The organism is Bacillus sp. YBsi01, assembly GCF_038406745.1.
Taxonomy (GTDB): domain Bacteria; phylum Bacillota; class Bacilli; order Bacillales; family Bacillaceae; genus Bacillus; species Bacillus siamensis.
The window spans coordinates 2,065,280-2,083,352 of record NZ_CP151679.1 but is presented as its reverse complement, the minus strand read 5'-3'; the positions used below and the strand labels follow the sequence as shown (position 1 = coordinate 2,083,352).

Here is an 18,073-nt window from a genome sequence, read left to right as displayed (position 1 = left end):
TTAGTTCGGGACTTATGTCATATCTGAAAAGATCAGCTAACCAATCATAATTTATCATTTTACCCAGCATAAATAAATAGAAATTTGCTTATTTTTAAAAAAATATCAATATTATGAATCTGTTTCCTCATTTGGATAAATCATCGGCGGCTCCGTCGGGTCATTATTCTTATATAGCATATCAAAACGGAATCTCAAGCCTTTTGTCAGGGGATATGACAGTAAAAAGCACCGTTCACGGCGGAACGGCGCTTTTGACATTATAAATATTGTTTTATGGTGCTGACATTGCCGGTGTTGATATGGTATTGAAAGACGGGTCTGCCGATCGTGCCGTACGCCATCTCTACGTTCAGCACTTGAATGTCTTCAAGAAATTTAAGGTATTTCCGGATGGAGACTTGCGAGATTTCAGTATGCTTGGCGAGGTCTTCCGTAGTAAAAGAGCTGTCGCCGAAAGATTCGATGCTCGCCCAGATGAGTTTAAGCGTGCTTTTTGTCAGTCCTTTCGGAAGGTGAACCTTTTCCGCCGCTACTTTCTTTTGAAAAAGCTCCGCATCTAATTCTTTCTGTGTCATGCTTCTGTGTGATTGATAAACCTTCTGCTTGCGTCTGTAGTCGGAAAGGGCGGTTTGAAAGCGGTCAAACTCAAATGGTTTGATTAAATAATCGACGGCGCCGTACCGAAGTGTTTTTTTGATGACATCCAGCTCGCTTGCGGCTGAAATGACGATGACATCGACCGATTCATTTTGTTTGCGGATTTCCGTTAAAAGCTCAAGACCGTTTTTTCCCGGCATATAAATGTCAAGGAGGATGAGGTCGATATGATGCTCGCTTAACACGTGCAGCGCGCTTTGAAAGGATGAAGCGATCCCTTTCAGCTGAAAGCCTTCAATCTGGCTGAGATAGCGTTTATTTAATTCACCCACCATGGGGTCGTCTTCAACTATGAGTACATTAATCATCATTTTCCTCCTTCGGTTCATACGGAATGCGAAGACTGAAAGTCGTTCCTTCATTCTTTTCACTTGTCACAATCATGTGGCCTTTTAAATTTTCTGTTGCCTGCTGGGTAAAATAGAGACCGAATCCCCGGTTTGTCCCTTTCGTGGAATAGCCTTGTTCAAAAATACGGGTTTGGTCTTTGGCGGACATTCCGGCTCCGGTGTCCGTAATTTCTATATCAAGCAGTCGATCCTGAAACCGCATCGAACACGTAATGTTTTTTTTCGGCATCTGCGCCACCGCATCAAGCGCATTGTTCAGCAGATTTCCGATAATCGTAATGAGCTCATGGATGACGGCGGGATCCGCCGCATTCGGAATCATGCTGCCGAGCTGAATGTCCAGGTCAGCGCCCTGTTCGCGTATATAGCTTTGTTTTCCTAGCAGAAACCCTGCAAGAACCGGACTTTTGACATCGCTGATAATCTCGCTTGTTTCCGTCTTCTGCTGAATGGCGATATCCTTAATATAAGTGCCGAGATCATCGTATTCTTTTAACTGGACAAGTCCTAAAATGACATGAAGCTTATTCATGAATTCATGGGACTGTGCTCTTAATGCGTTTGCATACATTTTAACACCGGACAGCTGTTCTGCTAAATGTTTGACCTCCGTTTTGTCCCTGAAAGTGGCGATCGCTCCGACGGTTTGTCCTTTCAGATGAATCGGAACCTCATTAAAAACAAGCTCAAGTCCGTTAATGCGGATATCCCTGTCTTGAAGCGGTTTTTTCGTTTCAATCACCTGCTTCAGCCGGCTTTTCGGAAGGATATCGTTCACATCTTGATCGACCGGATTAGTCGGAATACCCATTTTAATAAAGAGGCGTTTCGCTTCGGCATTGGCAAGCTTAATTTTTCCCCGCGCGTCAACCGCGAGGATGCCTTCCTTCGTGGATTCGAGCATGGCGCTCCGCTCTTCAAGCAGAGTGGCAATTTCATAAGGCTCAAGACCGTACATAATGTTTTTAACGGTGCGGGCGACAATGACGGCTCCTATGACGCCGACAAAAATACTTACGCAGATAATGAAATAAAGCGGTCTCAAACTGTGGCTGACGACATCCTGTATTTTGTTAAGCGAAATTCCGACCGAAACGACGCCCACTTGTTTTTTATCTTTTCCGTAGATCGGAACGAAGGCTCTCATGGATTTCCCGAGCGTTCCTGCTGATGTGCTCGTTTTGATATGGCCGTGCATCGCCGGCTGCTCGTCTCCGCCGGTGAATTTCTTGCCGATTTTATTTGCGTCGGGGTGGGTGAGACGGATGCTGTTCATATCCATCACCACGACAAATTCGGTTCCTGTCGTATGCTGGACATCCAGTGTATAGTGCCGGAGCTCTTGCAGCCCTTTTCTTGTTTGCAATGCCTGCGCGACACTCGGTGTTTCTGCGACCAGCTTTGCGGTGCGCAGGGCGGTTGTCCGTTCTTCTTCTTTCACGCGGTCTGCGGTCTGGACGCTGATGGTGAAAAAGGTGATACAAAGTGCGATAAGAACGACAATACAGACGAATATCGTTAATCGGGTTTGCAATTTTAATGTTTTTTTCATGACAGCCTTCCTTACGTTTATCATTCCCGCGTTCTACTTTACTCCGAAAAAGCCGGTTTGTGAAGATCGGGCTCTTATTTCGTAAAAGTGAGGAAAAATGGAATTTTTTATCTTGTCAATGTGTTTTAAGTCCTCCATAATAAGTGAAGTAGATTACAGAAAGGGACTTTTTATATGAAAAATACTTATTGGACGGGTTATTTTCCGCTCGTTGCGATTCTGCTTTTTAGTTCGTCATTATCCATTTCTACCTCGCTTTATGTCATGAAGATGCTTCAGACGCTCGGCATGTATCAGGGAATGCTGGATTATTTCTCTGAGAAAGGGATCAGACTGGCGCTTTTTGCAGCGTTCGCCCTTGTGTATTTTATGCTTTTTTCGGCTTTGAAGCTGATTGCAAACACAGTGACAGAGCTGTCTCTATTATTTTTCACAAATGACCCTGAAGGGGAAAACCTGAAAAAAATCAGATTAGGCTCTTTAATTTATGTAGGCGGCGGAATTCTTTCCTTTGCGCTTGTGCAGAATGGTTTCTGGATTGCGGCGTTTTTTGCCGTTGTCACGCTCGTTTATTTGATCTTCATGGTGTACAGAATCTATTCAACGCTCTCGGTCGTTTCGCTGATCGGTTTCATATTGCTTGAGATTCTGTTTTGGTTTACTTTTGTTATCGGTATTTTGTACATCTTTATCAAGCTTTATAATAGCATAATGGCTAGCTTACCTGTGTAAGCTAGCCATTTTTATTAGGATAGAAATCGGTTTTTGATCTCAGGGGAGGGGAGCATGCATGCTTCCTTCTTTCCGAACCATTTATAACGGCGCCGGGCGATGAAAGAATAAGCTCTGTCCCTGAGAGGGCGGGGCACTGCGAAAAAAACCGCTGACAGCCGCCAGGCCCCGGAGAGATGCCGGGCAGCCTTTAATACGGCTGCGGATTTTTTGTAGATCCGCCCGTTTTCGATAAAAATCATGCTGTCAAATTGTTCTGTCGGAAGTCCTTCTGATGCCAAAAGCTCCCGGGCGGTATCTGATTGCAATGATGCAAATGAGATCAGGCCGGCCGGATCGCGTTTAATGATGAATTGAACGGCGCCGCTGCATAAGTTGCAGACGCCGTCAAACAAAAGCACGCGGTCCGGAAGCTGAGCTGGTTTCAAGTCGGATCCCCTCCATTATCTTTAATAAGCTGCCTGCAGCGTGTTTTTCCAGATCGAAAGCTGAGGGCTTGCGTCATGTAGATATTCGACGCTTGACGGTGTATCCTTGCCGACCCATACCCCCATCGTGTAAGCATCCGTCAGGCCGACAAACCACATATCGTGATAGTCATTTGACGTCCCTGATTTTCCGCCGACGTACGGAGCTTTAAAGTTCGCTTTTTTCCCTGTTCCGCTTTTCACGACGGCTTTCATCATTTCTTTGATCTGCATGTTGGTCCGCACGCTGAATACCTGCGTCGGCTCATCTTTCCATTTTAATATCGTTTTTCCTTTTAAATCAGTCACTTTCGTAATCGCGTGACTCGGCGTATAAACGCCGTTGTTTCCGAACGTGGTGTACGCATTGGTCATCTCAAGCGGCGTCATGCCGTTTGTAAAACCGCCAAGCGCCGCAGGCAGACGGTAATCCGCGCTGACCAGCTTCGCGAAATGAAACGGTTCAAGGTAGCTGAACGCCTTATTGACGCCCACGCGGTCCATGATTCTGATGGCCGGTGTATTGTACGAGTATTTAAACGCCGTTTCCAGCGTAACCGTCCCGTACGTGCGGTTATTATAGTTCTGCGGGCAGTAATCCGCACTGCAGAATTTGCTTGCGTCAATCTTGCTGTGCGGCGTTGCGCCGGTCTTTTCAATGTAAGGCCCGTAATCAAGCAGCGGCTTAATGGATGAACCGGGCTGTCTGTATGCCTGATAGGCGCGGTTGAAATCATATTTATGATAATCTTTCCCGCCTGAAAGCGCGATAATCTGATGCGTCTGATGATTAATCACGGCCGCTCCGCCCTGAACGCCTGCATACGGCAGATTTTGATTCACTTGGGCGACGACCTGATTTTGCATATACGGATTCAGCGCCGTATAAATCTTCACACCGTCTTTTAACAATGTGCCGACTCTATCGGAAAGCTCACTCTGTATTTTTTGTTTCGCCTTTCCGGAAGCTTTTTCAAGGCGTTTGTCATAGCCTTCAGATGATGAAACAAGCTGTGTGAATTCATCATTTACATAGGAAACATAGTCAGGATATTTGTTTGTTTTTTCGTTTATATCAAGCTTGATCTTTTCCTTTTCGGCTTTTTTCAGCTGTTTTCCGGATATGACACCCGCTTTTTTTAATCCGTTAAGCAATCTGACTTGTCGTTTTTTCGTATAGTCAAAATGCTTGAGAGGATCATATAATGTAGGGTTATTAGGGATGGCGCAGATAAAGGCCATTTCTCCCAAGGTGAGAGATTTCAGCGGCTTGCTGAAATAAAATTGTGCCGCCGAACCGACACCGTATACACCGTTATTAAAATAAATCGTATTTAAGTAGCCTTCCAAAATCTCATCTTTGCTGTATTTTTTCTCAAGCTGATAGGAATAGGCCAGCTCCGTCAGTTTTCGGCTGAAGGTGCGTTCATGGCTTAAATACACATTTCTCGCCAGCTGCTGGGTGATGGTGCTGGCGCCCTGGTCAATTTTATGATCTTTGAAATTGGAGGCGGCCGCTCTGACCATCCCCATAAAGTCAAACCCTTTATGCTCATAAAAATGACGGTCTTCAGAGGTTAAAAACAGCTGTTTTACCTCATTCGGTATTTTATTAAAGGGCACGATCACGCGGTTCTCATGATCGCTGACAATCTCAGAAACAAGGCTTCCGTCCCTGTCATACATGTAACTGTTTTGAACCAGGTTGATCGCTTTTAAATCAATATGTTTATCGAGCACCTGATCAAAAGGCTTAATTTGTTTTACCTCTTTGCCGGAAGCAATAACTGTAAATGCAAACAACGGGATAATGCCGAGCAGCAAAATCCATCCGATTATTTTACGTACCATGGTCACTCTCTTTTCTCCTGATTTCTAGCCATATCGTATCATTCTTTTAAGAATACGAGAAGGTTAAATTTAGAAGAAATCGTAATTGCTGATCGGTCAGCCCGCATCAGACGCTGTATCTTTTTGCAAATGTCCGGCCAGCCATAAAAGCCCCGCGCCTGCCAAAAAGAGAAAGGCGGTGACGTAGAAAGCGGCCGAAATGGAAAAACCGCTCGAAACCGCACCGCCGAGCAGAGGGCCGATTACGTTTCCGAGAAAACGGAAGCTGACGTTATAGCCGAGCACCTCCCCCTGAATGCTGCCCGGCGCCCTGACGCGGATCGCTGCCGTAATACAAGGCAGCGTCCCGCCCATGACCATCCCGAACAGAAATCTGAAGACTAAAAGGATGGAAAGGGAGGAGGCGAGCGCCTGCGGAATAAAAAACACCGCTGAGGCAATCAAAAGCACGATTAAGATCCGGCTGTGGCCGAAGCGGTCGCCGAGGTCTCCCCATTTCCGGGCAAGCAGCAAGCTTCCGAGTCCGGTCGCTGAAAACGCCATTCCGGAGAAAAAAGCTAAATTAACAGGTCCGTGCAGCTCATTGACATATAAAGCGAGCAGCGGCTGAATACTGAAATTGCCGGTCTGCACGATCATAGTAAGCACCATCATCGCCCAAAGCGCGGGCTGGTGAAAAATATAAGAGAGCACCTGTTTTCTGGAGTAGGTTTTCCGCTTGCTTTGTTTCTCGCCGAGCGGCTGCTCATTGACCTGAAATAAAACGAGAAGCACAGATGCGAAAATGACAAAAGACGTAATAAAAAACGTGTACGTAAACCCGAAGCTGTCAGCAAGCAGCCCGCCCAGCATCGGCCCGAATAAAGTGCCTGACACCTGACCCATCTGCAGCGTGCCGAGTGTTTTCCCGGCAGTCTCTTTCGGCGTCTGCGCCGAAATCATCGCCAGTGATGTCGGAACAAAGCCCGTGACAAGGCCCATAAGCAGCCGGAGGACAAACAGCTGATAAACCGATGTCACAAACCCCATCAATAAAATGCTGACGGCAATGCCGGTGCCTGTAATCAAGAGAATTTTTTTGTAGCCGCGCTTATCGCCGAATCTTCCCCAAAACGGGGAAATCACAAACGCCATTAAAAACGTGACGCCGAACACATAACCGCTCCATCTCTGCACATACCCGTCCGAATGGGGGCTGATCGTTTCAATATATAACGAAAGAAACGGAACAATCATAGTCATGCTGGCGGAAATAAAGAAATTTGTAATCCAAATGACGACGAAGTTCTTCTTACGGACAGAAATAACATCACCTTCTTTACTTTTCGTGTGTCTAATTATAAGTATATAGGAATGAATCCGGTATTTGTATTTTCGATGCGGATATAGGAAAATTCATTATTTTTAGAAAATGAAGAAAGTTTCAGAGGGGAAACTGATATACTATCATAAAATATCATTTTTGATCGGAGGAAAGGCAGGTGTAAAAAAAGTGGATCAGCGCAGTCTGCTCATTATTGATTTTGAATTTACGATGCCTGACGGAAAATACAGCCCGCAAAATTTCTTTCCCGAAATTATTGAAGCGGGGATTGTCAAGACAGTGGATGATGAAGTGACTGAAACGTTTTCGAGTTATATCAAACCGAAAAAATTTCCGAAGCTGACAAAACGATGCAAAACCTTTCTGAACATCACCCAAAAAGACGTGGACGGCGGAATCACGTTTAATGAATTCATCCGCAAATTAAATGAGCTTGACCCTGATAAAAACTGCACGATCGTCACCTGGGGCAATATGGATATGAAAGTGTTAAAGCAAAATTGCATGTTTAACCACATCCCCTTTCCATTTAAAGGAGAACTCCGGGATTTGTCCCTTGAATATAAAAACTTCTTCGGAGACAGAACTCTGACCGGGCTTTGGAAAGCGGCTGAAGAGTATGGCGATAAAGGGACGGGCACACATCATAAAGCGCTTGATGATGCGCAGACGACTTATAAATTATTCAAGCTTGTCGAACGGGATAAACAATACCTTGAAAAACCGAAACCTCCGACGATCGGCGATCGCGTCGATCTGACTGAACTGTTTCGCCGGGCCACATAAAAAAACCCAATCATGCCGACTGGGTCATAGTCTTTTAAAATAGTCGCGCTCTAACACGGCCAAGTTGGCGAGCGAACGTTTCGCCCATTCTGAGCCGTCCGCTGTGAGCTGATCTTTCAGCCGGGCAGCCGCCGCTTGTAAGGAAGCCGTATAATCAGGAACTTCGCCTTCAAACGGTTTGACCATATGATGCGGTAAGTTTGTCTGTTCTCCGAATGCCAGCGCTCTTCTTTCATGAAAAAACGGAACATCCGCCTGCTTCGGATGATGAAGATCTCCTTGAGCGGGATGCGTCAGAACGGCTTTAATTTTTACTAAATAGTGATTGGGCCTGACGTCTGTCACTTCCCCTATGTATACTCCTGTTTTATAAAACCCTTTTACGATTGTGCCGATTTCAAATGAATTCATTGCGTTCACCTCTCTGTTTATTCTATATAAGATCAACGCGATTGGCTAGAGAACAGCTGCCGGAAGCCTGACAGAGGCCGTGGTGCCCGAGTGCTCTCCGCTGGTGAAATAGACGGAGCCTTCATGATGCTGAATAATGGAGAATGTCACAGTAAGCCCAAGTCCAGTGCCGTTAGTCTTCAGCGTATAATACGGCTTGCCGAGTTTTTGAAGTTCTTCGTCGGACATGCCGATCCCATTATCCGTAATCTGAATGAGAATCATCTGTTCCTGTTTTTGGACGGAGACCTCGATATGGCCGTTTTCAGAAGGCACGGCTTCAATACTGTTTTTAATCAGATTAATGAAGGCTTGTTTCAGTTTTTTCACATCCCCGAACACATATAAATCCGGCTCGCTTCGAACAGTAACGGTCACCGATTTAAAATTGGCGTATGACTCCATTAAGGAACCTGTTTCCTTCACAAGCAGAGAAATATCAAACTTTTCTTTTTCGTAGTCATCCTGCTTCGCCATATCCAGATAATTCGTTATGATCGTCTGAGCCCGGTCAAGTTCGGACAGCACAAGCTTCTGATACCCGGCGTGTGATTTATCCTGAAGCTGATCGCCGCTGAACAGCAGCTGCACGAAACCTCTGACGACCGTGAGCGGATTGCGGACTTCGTGTGCGACGCTTGCCGCAAGCTCGCTGACAACAGCCATTTTCTCTGAGTGAATCAGCCTTGCCCGCATGGACGCATTCTCATCAATGATTTCAATCAAATAAATGCACAGCACAAGAGCGCTGATCTGAAAAAAAATGGATACTCCCGCCTCATAATATACGGAAGATAGATTTTGAAAGTTGAAAATATTGGTCACGGAATAGATGAAGACAGATGCGGTTAATAAGGCGGCTTCAGTACAGCCGATGAGAAGAGCGAAAATCAGTTTCTTCCGCTTTGAAAAAAAGGGCCATTTCGTTTGGAGCTGGATAGAGATGATGATTAAAAAAGGAATTAAGGATAAGAAAAAAAGAGCGGAAGGTTCAAACCATATGAGCTGGAACAAAACAGACGCTGCTCCTGCGGCAAGTCCTGCGGCAGTTCCGGAATAAAGCAGGCAGACGATAATGGGAATCAGCTGCAATCCGTAACGGACGGAATGAAGCTCCTGGATGGGAAAAGCCGTACATAATAATGAAGATGCCGCTGCAAATACGGCGACCAGCAGGCGGTTCGCTCTCGGCACAAGCAAATCGGGCTTGCTGAGCCAGAAGACTTGATAGAGAAAAATAGGAAATAAAAGAAAAGAGAAGTGAAGCAGATAATCCTTTACAATCTCCATTTATGCGAAATCCTTTCTTATGTAAATATGAACCTATTATAACATCTTTACCGGCAAAAAAAGTATATATTTCTCTAAAGAGAACGCCCTTATCTCTTCTGATAAAGGCGTCCTTTACATTATGAAGCAAGCGCTGCTTTGATTCTCTCAAGCCCTTCTTTTACAGCTGCTGCCGAACAGCCGACATTGAGTCTCATAAATCCTTCGCCGCCCGGTCCGTATTTCGTTCCCGGTTCTAAAATGATTTTCCCTTTTTTGAGCATTCTATCTTTGAGCTCGGCGTCTGAAAATCCGTATTCGCTGAAATCCATCCAGATCAAATAGGAAGCATCAGGCTTCATCATGCGGACTTTCAATAATTCTTTTTTTAAAAAGTCCTCAGCTAATTTCATATTCCCCTCAATGTAAGGAATCAGCGCGTCAAGCCAAGGGCCTCCCTTTGTATAAGCCGCTTCGATTGCTGCAACCGCAAATGTGTTGAGATTGGAGATCCCGTTCCGATGCAATGCCGCGGAGAATTTCGCCCGCTTATACCGATCGGGAATGATAATGGCCGATGCCTGAAGGCCGGCAATATTAAACGTCTTGCTCGGCGCGACACAAGTAACGGAAATCCGCGCAAAATCCTCAGACAGAGAAGCAAAAGGCGTGTGCGGTTTTCCGTACAGCATCAAGTCGGAGTGAATCTCGTCAGAAACGACGGTGACGTTATGGGCGGCGCACAGTGATCCGAGCTTCAAAAGCTCATCCCGGCTCCACGCTCTGCCGGACGGATTGTGCGGATTACAGAGAATCATCAGCTTAACCTCGGAATCGCTCAGCTTTTTCTCAAGGTCCTCAAAATCCATGCGGTAGATTCCGTTTTCTTTCCGTAAAGGATTATGTAAAACCTGCCGTTTGTTTTCCTTGATCATCTGATAAAAAGGCGTATATACCGGTGACTGGATCAAAACCTCATCTCCCGGTTCGGTAAAGGCCTGGACGGCCATGCTGATTGCCGTCACAATTCCGGGGCTGAACGTGATGCTTGCGGGATCTGGCCGGTAGCCGTGCCGTGTATCAAGCCATGAAGCGACGGCTTCTTTTGTGTTTTCATCAGGAGACGTATAACCGAATATGCCATGGTCAAGACGGGCTTTTAATGCCTCTGTGACTGCTTCGGGAGCGCGGAAATCCATATCGGCCACCCACATCGGAAGTGCGTCCGATACGCCGAATAACGCTTCCGCCTTGTCCCATTTCACCGATTGAGTGCCAAAGCGGTTTTCTCGAAGGTCAAAGTTCATGTATGTCACTCCTGTAGTATCATTATTTTTCACATCGTATCTATGATAAAATAGATTTGCAAACTTTATTATAAGCGGTGATGAAAATGGAAGAAAGCCAAGCGGTCATGGAAATGATGAAAATCATTGCCAAGTGGGACCCGTTTAAATATGGAGAAGAATTTTATGAGACAGAAGCTGTCGATATCGTTCAGGCCGTATATCGTGAAGACAGCGCCGGCAAGCTGGCAGAAGCCATACAGGACATCTTTGAAGTTTCATTTGAACAAAAGCTTCCGATCGAAGACTGTCAAAAGGCCGCCGCGCAGCTTCTGCTCATAAAAGAAAGCAGCTCCTGCACCCCTTAAAACCGGCGGAAACGCCGGTTTTTTTATTGGACAAATTCAAAAATCCGCTCCGAAACAAACTCAGGACGCTCTTCGGGGACGAGGTGCCCCGTATCTTTAAGCGAATATAAAATAGAATCCGGCAGGTCGTGATGAAGCCGTTTTCCGACTGAAACCGGCACGACCCGGTCTTCTTCCCCCCATATTAAAAGAGCGGGGTTTTGTATTTTCTTCAAATCCTCAGAGTCCAAATCGCCCTCCCTGTGTCTGATGAACCTTGTCATCGCTTTGAAAATCTGGCGGTCTGTAAATGGTTTTTCATAGCCGTCAATCATTTCCTGGTCGATAAGCGTCCGGTCGTGCACGACATTTAACAGGTTTTTCAGCACGCCGTCTTTTGAAAGCCAATACTTAAGATACAGGTCAAAACAAGGGAGGTGCGTTCCGACTATAATCGACGGATGCGAGCGTTTTAAATACCCCGAGCTGCACAGCAGGACGATTTTAGTAAAAAGCTCGGGTTTAAGCAAAGACGCGGATAAGGAAATCTGGCCGCCCATCGAATGGCCGACGAGCGCGGCCCGGCTGATATTGAGCTTTTCCAAAAGTCCGATCAGAAGCTTGGCGAGGTTTGCATAAGTGTATACGAACGTCCGTGACTTTTCCGATTGTCCGAAAGGAGGCAGGTCAACGGCGATAATATCATAATGGTTTCTGAGCAGCGGAATCAGTTTTCTGAAGCTGAATGCCGAAGATAAAAAACCATGTACGCAGACGAGCGTCTGTCTGCCGGGATTCTCATAATGCTCGTAATACAGCTCAACTCCGTGTATCGCGGCCCGTTTAATCGGTGAAACAGCTTCCATGAGCGTCTTCTCCGTCCTTTCTGTGTTGTAGTGTAATGGCTTTTTAATTGTCAGATTTTAGCTCTGGTTTCTTGCGGGTTTTTCTTAGCATTTGTCGAAAATCATGATATAATGTCATGAAGATTTTTGATTAAGCAAAGGTGTGAAACGTATGAAGCTGACCGAAAAAGAAACAGAAATATTAGAAATTTTAGACGAAAACAGCCGCGTTGATGCGGAAACGATCGCCAAAATGGCGAACATTCCCGCTGATGAAGTCAAAAGCATCATTGAAAAGCTTGAAAAGGAAAAAGTCATCATTGATTATGCGGCGATGATCGACTGGCGCAAAGTTGACGGGCTGGAAGGCGTCACGGCGATGATTGACGTAAAAGTCACTCCGAAACGAAATGTCGGCTTTGATGAAGTTGCTGAACGGATATACAGATTCCAGGAAGTCGAATCAGTGTACCTGATGTCAGGGGTGTATGACTTATCTGTCGTCATCCGCGGCAATACGATGTCAGACGTGGCGAGCTTCGTTTCTGAAAAACTGTCCACCCTTGAGTCTGTCGTTTCCACGACAACGCACTTCATCCTGAAAAAATATAAGCATGACGGCAAAGTCTTTGAAAGCGGAGACGATGACAAAAGAATCGTGGTGTCTCCGTAAATGGAAACGAAGACTTCTTATTTATCGGATTATGTGCAGCAGATTAAACCGTCAGGCATCCGCAAATTCTTTGATCTGGCCGCTACGATGGAAGGCGTCATTTCACTGGGAGTGGGAGAGCCTGACTTTGTGACGGCTTGGAACGTGAGGGAAGCGAGTATTCTTTCTTTAGAACAGGGCTACACGGCTTATACCGCAAATGCGGGTCTTTATGAATTGAGAGAAGAGATCAGCCGCTATTTAGATCAGCGGTTCGGCCTGAATTATTCGCCTGACAGTGAACTGATTGTTACGGTAGGGGCAAGCCAGGCGCTTGATCTCGCTGTCCGTGCCATTATGAATCCCGGAGAGGAAATGTTAATTCCCGAACCGTGTTTTGTCGCATATGAATCACTCGTGACGCTGACGGGGGCGAAGCCGGTGCCGATTCAGACTGTCGCTGCAAAAGGTTTCAAAGCATCCCCGGCCGATTTTGAAGCGGCCCTGACGGACAAAACGAAAGCGCTGCTTCTTTGCTCGCCGTCAAACCCGACCGGTTCCGTCTATTCGAAAGAAGAACTTGAATCCATCGCTGCTTTCGCTGAAAAACATGACTTGATCGTGCTTTCCGATGAAATTTATGCCGAGCTGACGTATGATGAGCCATTCACGAGCATGGGGGCCATCCGCGGCATGAAGGAGCGGACGATTCTGATTTCAGGGTTCTCCAAAGCATTTGCCATGACGGGATGGAGACTCGGATTTACGGCGGCGCCTCCCGTAATCAGGGATGCCATGCTCAAAATTCATCAGCACGCGATGATGTGCGCGCCTTCTATGGCGCAGTACGCCGCGCTTGAAGGTTTGAAAAACGGTCAGGAAGACGTCGAACGAATGAAAAAAAGCTACCGGAGACGCCGAAATCTGATTGTGGAAACACTGAACGAAATCGGACTCGGCTGCCACCATCCTGGCGGAGCGTTTTACGCTTTTCCTTCCATTCAATCGACAGGCATGAGTTCAGAAGAGTTCGCGGAACAGCTGCTTCTTGAAGAAAAAGTAGCCGTCGTTCCGGGGAATGTATTCGGCCCGAGCGGCGAAGGGTACATCAGATGCTCCTATGCAACATCTATTGAGCAGATTCAGGAAGCGCTCGTCAGAATCAAACGGTTTGTTGAAAAAAGGGCATAAAAAAAGATACGAACCCGGTTCGCATCCAAATAAAAGGGGGGGAATACTAGAAAGCCTTCGTAATCATAGTATACCCACCTTTTTCTGTGCTTAAACATCATCATACAAAAAAGTTCCCTTTGCGAAAAACAAACTTGTATGATATAATTTTAAATTGCGTATAAACTGTATTTAATTTAACTTAGGAGTTGTTATGAATGGCAGCAAAATTTGAAGTGGGCAGTGTTTACACTGGTAAAGTAACAGGATTACAAGCGTATGGTGCGTTTGTTGCATTAGATGAAGAAACTCAAGGACTTGTTCACATTTCTGAAGTCACTCACGGTTTCGTAAAAGACATTAACGAGCACCTTTCTATCGGTGACGAAGTACAAGTAAAAGTTCTTGCAGTTGACGAAGAAAAAGGCAAAATCAGCCTTTCTATCCGTGCGACTCAAGCAGCGCCTGAAAGAAAAGAAAGCAAGCCAAGAAAACCGAAAGCGGCTCAAGCTTCTGAAGAAACATCTGCTCCGCAAGGTTTCAACACACTGAAAGATAAGCTTGAAGAGTGGATCGAACAGTCTAACCGCAAAGACCTTATCAAAAAATAAGCATCAAAAAAAGCACCGGATATGTATGTTCGGTGCTTTTTTTATGTTTATCTGACTTCTGGATTTGCCGCTTCCTCGCGGGATGTTTCTTCGTTCGGCTTAAACAGCAGGCCGAGATTGATGAGACCGGCGATGCCGACAAGGCCGTAAATAATCCGCGACAGAGCTGATCCTTGGCCGCCGAAGATGGCTGCTACTAAATCAAATTGGAAAAATCCGATCAGTCCCCAGTTAATCGCGCCGATAATTGTTAAAACGAGACAGATACGCTGAATAACACTCATGTAAACAACCTCCTCTATGAATTCGTGAAACAGTTATAGATTGTGACAAAGCAAAGAAACTATACATGCTTCATTCTCCGGCGTGAAAATCGCATCCTGTCTCATGCTGTACCAGTGCCTTTCCCGTGAACCCGCTGTCATGAAACCGTGTGATGTGCCGTCAAAAAAGCGGATTGCTTTACATTGAACGTCAACTTTCTGCATAATATAAATCCAAAGGAGGAGATGTCATGCAAAACTTTACATATTGGAATCCGACAAAATTGATTTTCGGAAAGGGAGAGGTTGAAAAGCTTCCAGAAGAAATCAAGCCGTACGGAAAAAACGTGCTGCTCGTATACGGAGGCGGCAGCATTAAGCGCAGCGGTCTTTATGATCAAGTAACCGAGCTGCTGAAAAAAGCAGGAGTTACGGTACATGAATTGGCAGGCGTAGAGCCGAATCCGCGTGTCTCAACGGTGAACAAAGGTGTTGCGCTCTGTAAAGAAAACAACATCGATTTCTTATTGGCCGTCGGCGGCGGAAGTGTCATTGACTGCACGAAAGCCATCGCCGCGGGCGCTAAATATGATGGTGATGCGTGGGATATCGTCACGAAAAAACACCAGCCGAAAGAAGCGCTGCCGTTCGGAACAGTGCTGACACTTGCGGCGACCGGTTCGGAAATGAACGCCGGATCAGTGATCACAAACTGGGAGACACAGGAGAAATACGGATGGGGAAGCCCGCTCGTTTATCCTAAATTCTCTATTCTTGATCCGGTAAACACATTTACCGTTCCGAAAGACCACACCATTTACGGCATGGTCGATATGATGAGCCATGTGTTTGAACAATATTTCCACCACACGTCAAACACGCCGTATCAGGACCGGATGTGTGAATCACTTCTGCGCACGGTGATTGAAACAGCGCCGAAGCTGATCAATGATCTGGAGAACTATGAGCTTCGTGAAACCATTTTATATACAGGCACCATCGCATTAAACGGAATGCTGTCAATGGGCGCAAGAGGGGATTGGGCTACACACAACATCGAGCATGCGGTGTCAGCGGTGTACGATATCCCGCACGCCGGAGGTTTGGCGATCCTGTTCCCGAACTGGATGAGACATGTGCTCAAAGAAAATCCGGCCCGCTTTAAGCAGCTTGCCGTCCGTGTTTTTGATATTGACGAGGCAGGCAGATCAGATGAAGAGATCGCGCTTGAAGGGATCAGCAAGCTGTCTGCTTTCTGGACGAGCCTCGGCGCTCCGAACAGACTCGCTGATTATGATATTTCAGATGAAAAGCTGGATACAATTGCAGATAAAGCGATGGCAAACGGCGCATTCGGACAGTTCAAATCACTTCAGAAAGAAGATGTGCTTGCGATACTGAAGGCATCATTGTAATAGAATAAAGGGGGCGGCCGAACTGGCAGCTCCTTTTTTTCTGTGTTATAGTAATTCCCTTACGATTTTTTTGGAGGTTATGATAAATGGAGAACTTTACGTACTACAATCCGACGAAACTGATTTTCGGAAAAGGTCAAATCGACCAATTGAAAAAAGAGCTGAAACAATACGGGAAAAACGTGCTGCTTGTATACGGAGGCGGCAGCATTAAGCGAAACGGCCTGTATGACCAAGTAACAGGCATCTTAAAAGAAGAAGGCGCAGCCGTTCATGAGCTTGCGGGCGTTGAACCGAACCCGCGTCTGGCAACGGTGAATAAAGGAATTGAGCTGTGCAGACAGCATGAAATTGATTTTCTTCTCGCAGTCGGCGGCGGAAGTGTCATCGACTGTACAAAAGCGATTGCGGCCGGAGCGAAGTATGACGGAGACGCATGGGACATTTACAGCAAAAAAGTAACGGCACAGGACGCGCTTCCGTTCGGCACGGTGCTGACGCTTGCGGCGACAGGCTCTGAAATGAACCCTGATTCCGTTATCACAAATTGGGAAACGAATGAAAAATACGTATGGGGCAGCGATGTCACTCATCCGCGTTTCTCTATTTTAGACCCTGAGAATACATTCAGCGTTCCGGAAAACCAAACCGTATACGGCATGGTGGATATGATGAGCCACGTATTCGAACAATACTTCCACAATGTTGAAAATACGCCGCTTCAGGACAGAATGTGCTTTGCGGTGCTTCAGACGGTGATTGAAACAGCGCCGAAACTTTTGGAAGACCTCGGGAACTACAAGCATCGCGAAACGATTTTATACGCGGGTACGATCGCTTTAAACGGCACGCTGCAAATGGGCTATTTCGGCGATTGGGCTTCCCACACGATGGAGCACGCCGTATCAGCGGTTTATGACATCCCTCACGCGGGAGGACTTGCGATTCTGTTCCCGAACTGGATGAGATACACGCTTGATACAAATGTAGACCGTTTTAAAAACCTCATGCTTAACATGTTTGACATTGATACCGAAGGCAAAACAGATAAAGAAATTGCTTTAGAAGGAATCGATAAGTTATCAGCGTTCTGGTCAAGCCTCGGCGCGCCGTCCCGTCTTGCGGATTATGACATCGGCGAAGACAAGCTTGAGCTGATCGCAGATATCGCCGCAAAAGAAATGGAACACGGCGGATTCGGCAATTTCCAAAAACTGAACAAAGATGACGTGCTTGCCATCCTGAAGGCGTCTCTGTAAGATCACATCCTGCAGATCTACCGGATTTTCTATGAGTGAATCAGGAGCAAGTGAAACACTCCTTGCACTGAAATAACTATGGAAAGTAAGAATAAAAAAGAGCGCTGATTAAATCAGCGCTCTTTTTATGCATTTTGTGTACTAAGATCTCGCTGCGCCCCCATATAGCTCCCCATTAAGTTTTGGTAACCAGGAAGATGACTGGAAATTAATGCGCCAAACCCTTCAACATCGTTGCGCCAATCACGTTGTAACTCGCATGCTACACTAAACCAGTTCATAAGCTGTGCGCCCCCATGAGCCATACGGGTTAATGATGCATCTGCTACTTGCTTACTGAATGTTCCCGAAGCATCTGTCACAACAAACACTTCGTAACCTGCCTTGATTGCGGAAAGTGCAGGAAACGCAACGCAGACATCTGTAACTACACCTGCGATAATAAGTTGTTTTTTCCCAGTCGCTTCAATGGCTTTCACAAAGTCTTCATTATCCCATGCATTAATTTGTCCTGGACGCGCTATTTTTGGTGCATCAGGAAAGAGATCCGTCAATTCCTGCATGAGTGGGCCATTAGGTCCATTTTCGAAACTCGTTGTTAAAATAACCGGTAAATCAAAGAATTTAGCCGTATCGCCAAGAGCCAATACATTATTCTTAAATTCATCAACACCATAGTCACGTACTAGACCGGAAATAAGGCCGGTTTGATGATCCACCAAAAGAACAGCAGCATCATCTTTTGAAAGACGGGAATAAAGATCAGACATTTTATCATCCTCCT

19 protein-coding genes are annotated in these 18,073 nt (G+C 46.0%); 8 read left to right on the top strand and 11 right to left on the bottom strand.

The window, feature by feature from the left end:
• Positions 1-260: 260 nt before the first annotated feature.
• Positions 261-968, bottom strand: a complete 708-nt coding sequence (locus AADZ70_RS10385) for a response regulator (RefSeq protein WP_016938130.1) — start codon at positions 966-968, stop codon at positions 261-263.
• A complete protein-coding gene (gene malK / locus AADZ70_RS10380; RefSeq protein WP_342007000.1) occupies positions 961-2,562 on the bottom strand; it encodes a malate sensor histidine kinase MalK in 1,602 nt (533 codons plus the stop codon). The genes AADZ70_RS10385 and malK overlap by 8 nt, the downstream gene beginning before the upstream one ends.
• A gap of 174 nt (positions 2,563-2,736) precedes the next feature.
• Here malK and AADZ70_RS10375 point away from each other — a divergent pair, with 174 nt between their 5' ends.
• Entirely contained in the window at positions 2,737-3,294 is a 558-nt protein-coding gene (locus AADZ70_RS10375; protein WP_045925838.1) for a YufK family protein, read from the top strand.
• A gap of 14 nt (positions 3,295-3,308) precedes the next feature.
• On the opposite strand, the gene AADZ70_RS10370 is transcribed toward AADZ70_RS10375, so the two are convergent.
• The 3 genes from AADZ70_RS10370 to AADZ70_RS10360 form a co-directional block, all read right to left on the bottom strand.
• Positions 3,309-3,722: a thiol-disulfide oxidoreductase DCC family protein gene (locus AADZ70_RS10370; RefSeq protein ID WP_016938133.1), complete on the bottom strand. Its 414-nt coding sequence runs from the start codon at positions 3,720-3,722 to the stop codon at positions 3,309-3,311.
• 21 nt (positions 3,723-3,743) lie between these two features.
• Complete coding sequence (locus AADZ70_RS10365; protein ID WP_016938134.1) at positions 3,744-5,618, bottom strand: transglycosylase domain-containing protein; 1,875 nt, start codon at positions 5,616-5,618, stop codon at positions 3,744-3,746.
• 90 nt (positions 5,619-5,708) lie between these two features.
• Positions 5,709-6,953 (bottom strand): multidrug efflux MFS transporter, encoded by a 1,245-nt coding sequence (locus AADZ70_RS10360; protein ID WP_342008057.1) that lies wholly within the window; start codon positions 6,951-6,953, stop codon positions 5,709-5,711.
• A 151-nt stretch (positions 6,954-7,104) separates the two neighbouring features.
• Here AADZ70_RS10360 and kapD point away from each other — a divergent pair, with 151 nt between their 5' ends.
• Positions 7,105-7,722, top strand: a complete 618-nt coding sequence (gene kapD / locus AADZ70_RS10355) for a 3'-5' exonuclease KapD (protein ID WP_342006999.1) — start codon at positions 7,105-7,107, stop codon at positions 7,720-7,722.
• Positions 7,723-7,746: 24 nt separating this feature from the next.
• Here kapD and AADZ70_RS10350 read toward each other — a convergent pair whose 3' ends face one another.
• The 3 genes from AADZ70_RS10350 to AADZ70_RS10340 all read right to left on the bottom strand — a co-directional run bounded on the left by AADZ70_RS10350 (position 7,747) and on the right by AADZ70_RS10340 (position 10,748).
• Positions 7,747-8,133: a kinase-associated lipoprotein B gene (locus AADZ70_RS10350; protein ID WP_342006998.1), complete on the bottom strand. Its 387-nt coding sequence runs from the start codon at positions 8,131-8,133 to the stop codon at positions 7,747-7,749.
• Positions 8,134-8,178: 45 nt separating this feature from the next.
• On the bottom strand, positions 8,179-9,462 hold the full coding sequence (locus AADZ70_RS10345; RefSeq protein WP_095241416.1) for a HAMP domain-containing sensor histidine kinase: 1,284 nt from the start codon (positions 9,460-9,462) through the stop codon (positions 8,179-8,181).
• Positions 9,463-9,581: 119 nt separating this feature from the next.
• The gene (locus tag AADZ70_RS10340) at positions 9,582-10,748 is read right to left on the bottom strand and encodes a MalY/PatB family protein (RefSeq protein ID WP_342006997.1); all 1,167 of its coding nucleotides are present in this window, start codon (positions 10,746-10,748) and stop codon (positions 9,582-9,584) included.
• An 86-nt stretch (positions 10,749-10,834) separates the two neighbouring features.
• On the opposite strand from AADZ70_RS10340, the gene AADZ70_RS10335 reads away from it, so the two are divergent.
• Positions 10,835-11,095 (top strand): DUF1871 family protein, encoded by a 261-nt coding sequence (locus AADZ70_RS10335; RefSeq protein WP_045925833.1) that lies wholly within the window; start codon positions 10,835-10,837, stop codon positions 11,093-11,095.
• A gap of 23 nt (positions 11,096-11,118) precedes the next feature.
• Here the strand turns inward: AADZ70_RS10335 and AADZ70_RS10330 are convergent, their stop codons facing one another.
• Positions 11,119-11,940, bottom strand: a complete 822-nt coding sequence (locus AADZ70_RS10330) for an alpha/beta hydrolase (protein WP_095241418.1) — start codon at positions 11,938-11,940, stop codon at positions 11,119-11,121.
• 151 nt (positions 11,941-12,091) lie between these two features.
• Between AADZ70_RS10330 and AADZ70_RS10325 the strand changes: the two genes are divergently transcribed.
• The 3 genes from AADZ70_RS10325 to yugI all read left to right on the top strand — a co-directional run bounded on the left by AADZ70_RS10325 (position 12,092) and on the right by yugI (position 14,352).
• Positions 12,092-12,592 (top strand): Lrp/AsnC family transcriptional regulator, encoded by a 501-nt coding sequence (locus AADZ70_RS10325; protein WP_016938141.1) that lies wholly within the window; start codon positions 12,092-12,094, stop codon positions 12,590-12,592.
• Positions 12,593-13,762: an aminotransferase gene (locus tag AADZ70_RS10320; RefSeq protein ID WP_095241419.1), complete on the top strand. Its 1,170-nt coding sequence runs from the start codon at positions 12,593-12,595 to the stop codon at positions 13,760-13,762.
• Between the two features lie 197 nt (positions 13,763-13,959).
• Positions 13,960-14,352, top strand: a complete 393-nt coding sequence (gene yugI, locus AADZ70_RS10315) for a S1 domain-containing post-transcriptional regulator GSP13 (protein WP_007408653.1) — start codon at positions 13,960-13,962, stop codon at positions 14,350-14,352.
• Between the two features lie 47 nt (positions 14,353-14,399).
• Here the strand turns inward: yugI and AADZ70_RS10310 are convergent, their stop codons facing one another.
• Entirely contained in the window at positions 14,400-14,636 is a 237-nt protein-coding gene (locus tag AADZ70_RS10310) for a DUF378 domain-containing protein (RefSeq protein WP_003152104.1), read from the bottom strand.
• Positions 14,637-14,866: 230 nt separating this feature from the next.
• Here AADZ70_RS10310 and AADZ70_RS10305 point away from each other — a divergent pair, with 230 nt between their 5' ends.
• Positions 14,867-16,030: an iron-containing alcohol dehydrogenase gene (locus AADZ70_RS10305; RefSeq protein ID WP_016938143.1), complete on the top strand. Its 1,164-nt coding sequence runs from the start codon at positions 14,867-14,869 to the stop codon at positions 16,028-16,030.
• 86 nt (positions 16,031-16,116) lie between these two features.
• Positions 16,117-17,289, top strand: coding sequence for an iron-containing alcohol dehydrogenase (locus AADZ70_RS10300; RefSeq protein WP_198698066.1), 1,173 nt, complete (start codon positions 16,117-16,119; stop codon positions 17,287-17,289).
• A 125-nt stretch (positions 17,290-17,414) separates the two neighbouring features.
• Here AADZ70_RS10300 and ycaC read toward each other — a convergent pair whose 3' ends face one another.
• The gene (ycaC, locus tag AADZ70_RS10295; RefSeq protein ID WP_016938145.1) at positions 17,415-18,059 is read right to left on the bottom strand and encodes an isochorismate family cysteine hydrolase YcaC; all 645 of its coding nucleotides are present in this window, start codon (positions 18,057-18,059) and stop codon (positions 17,415-17,417) included.
• Positions 18,060-18,073: the final 14 nt, after the last annotated feature.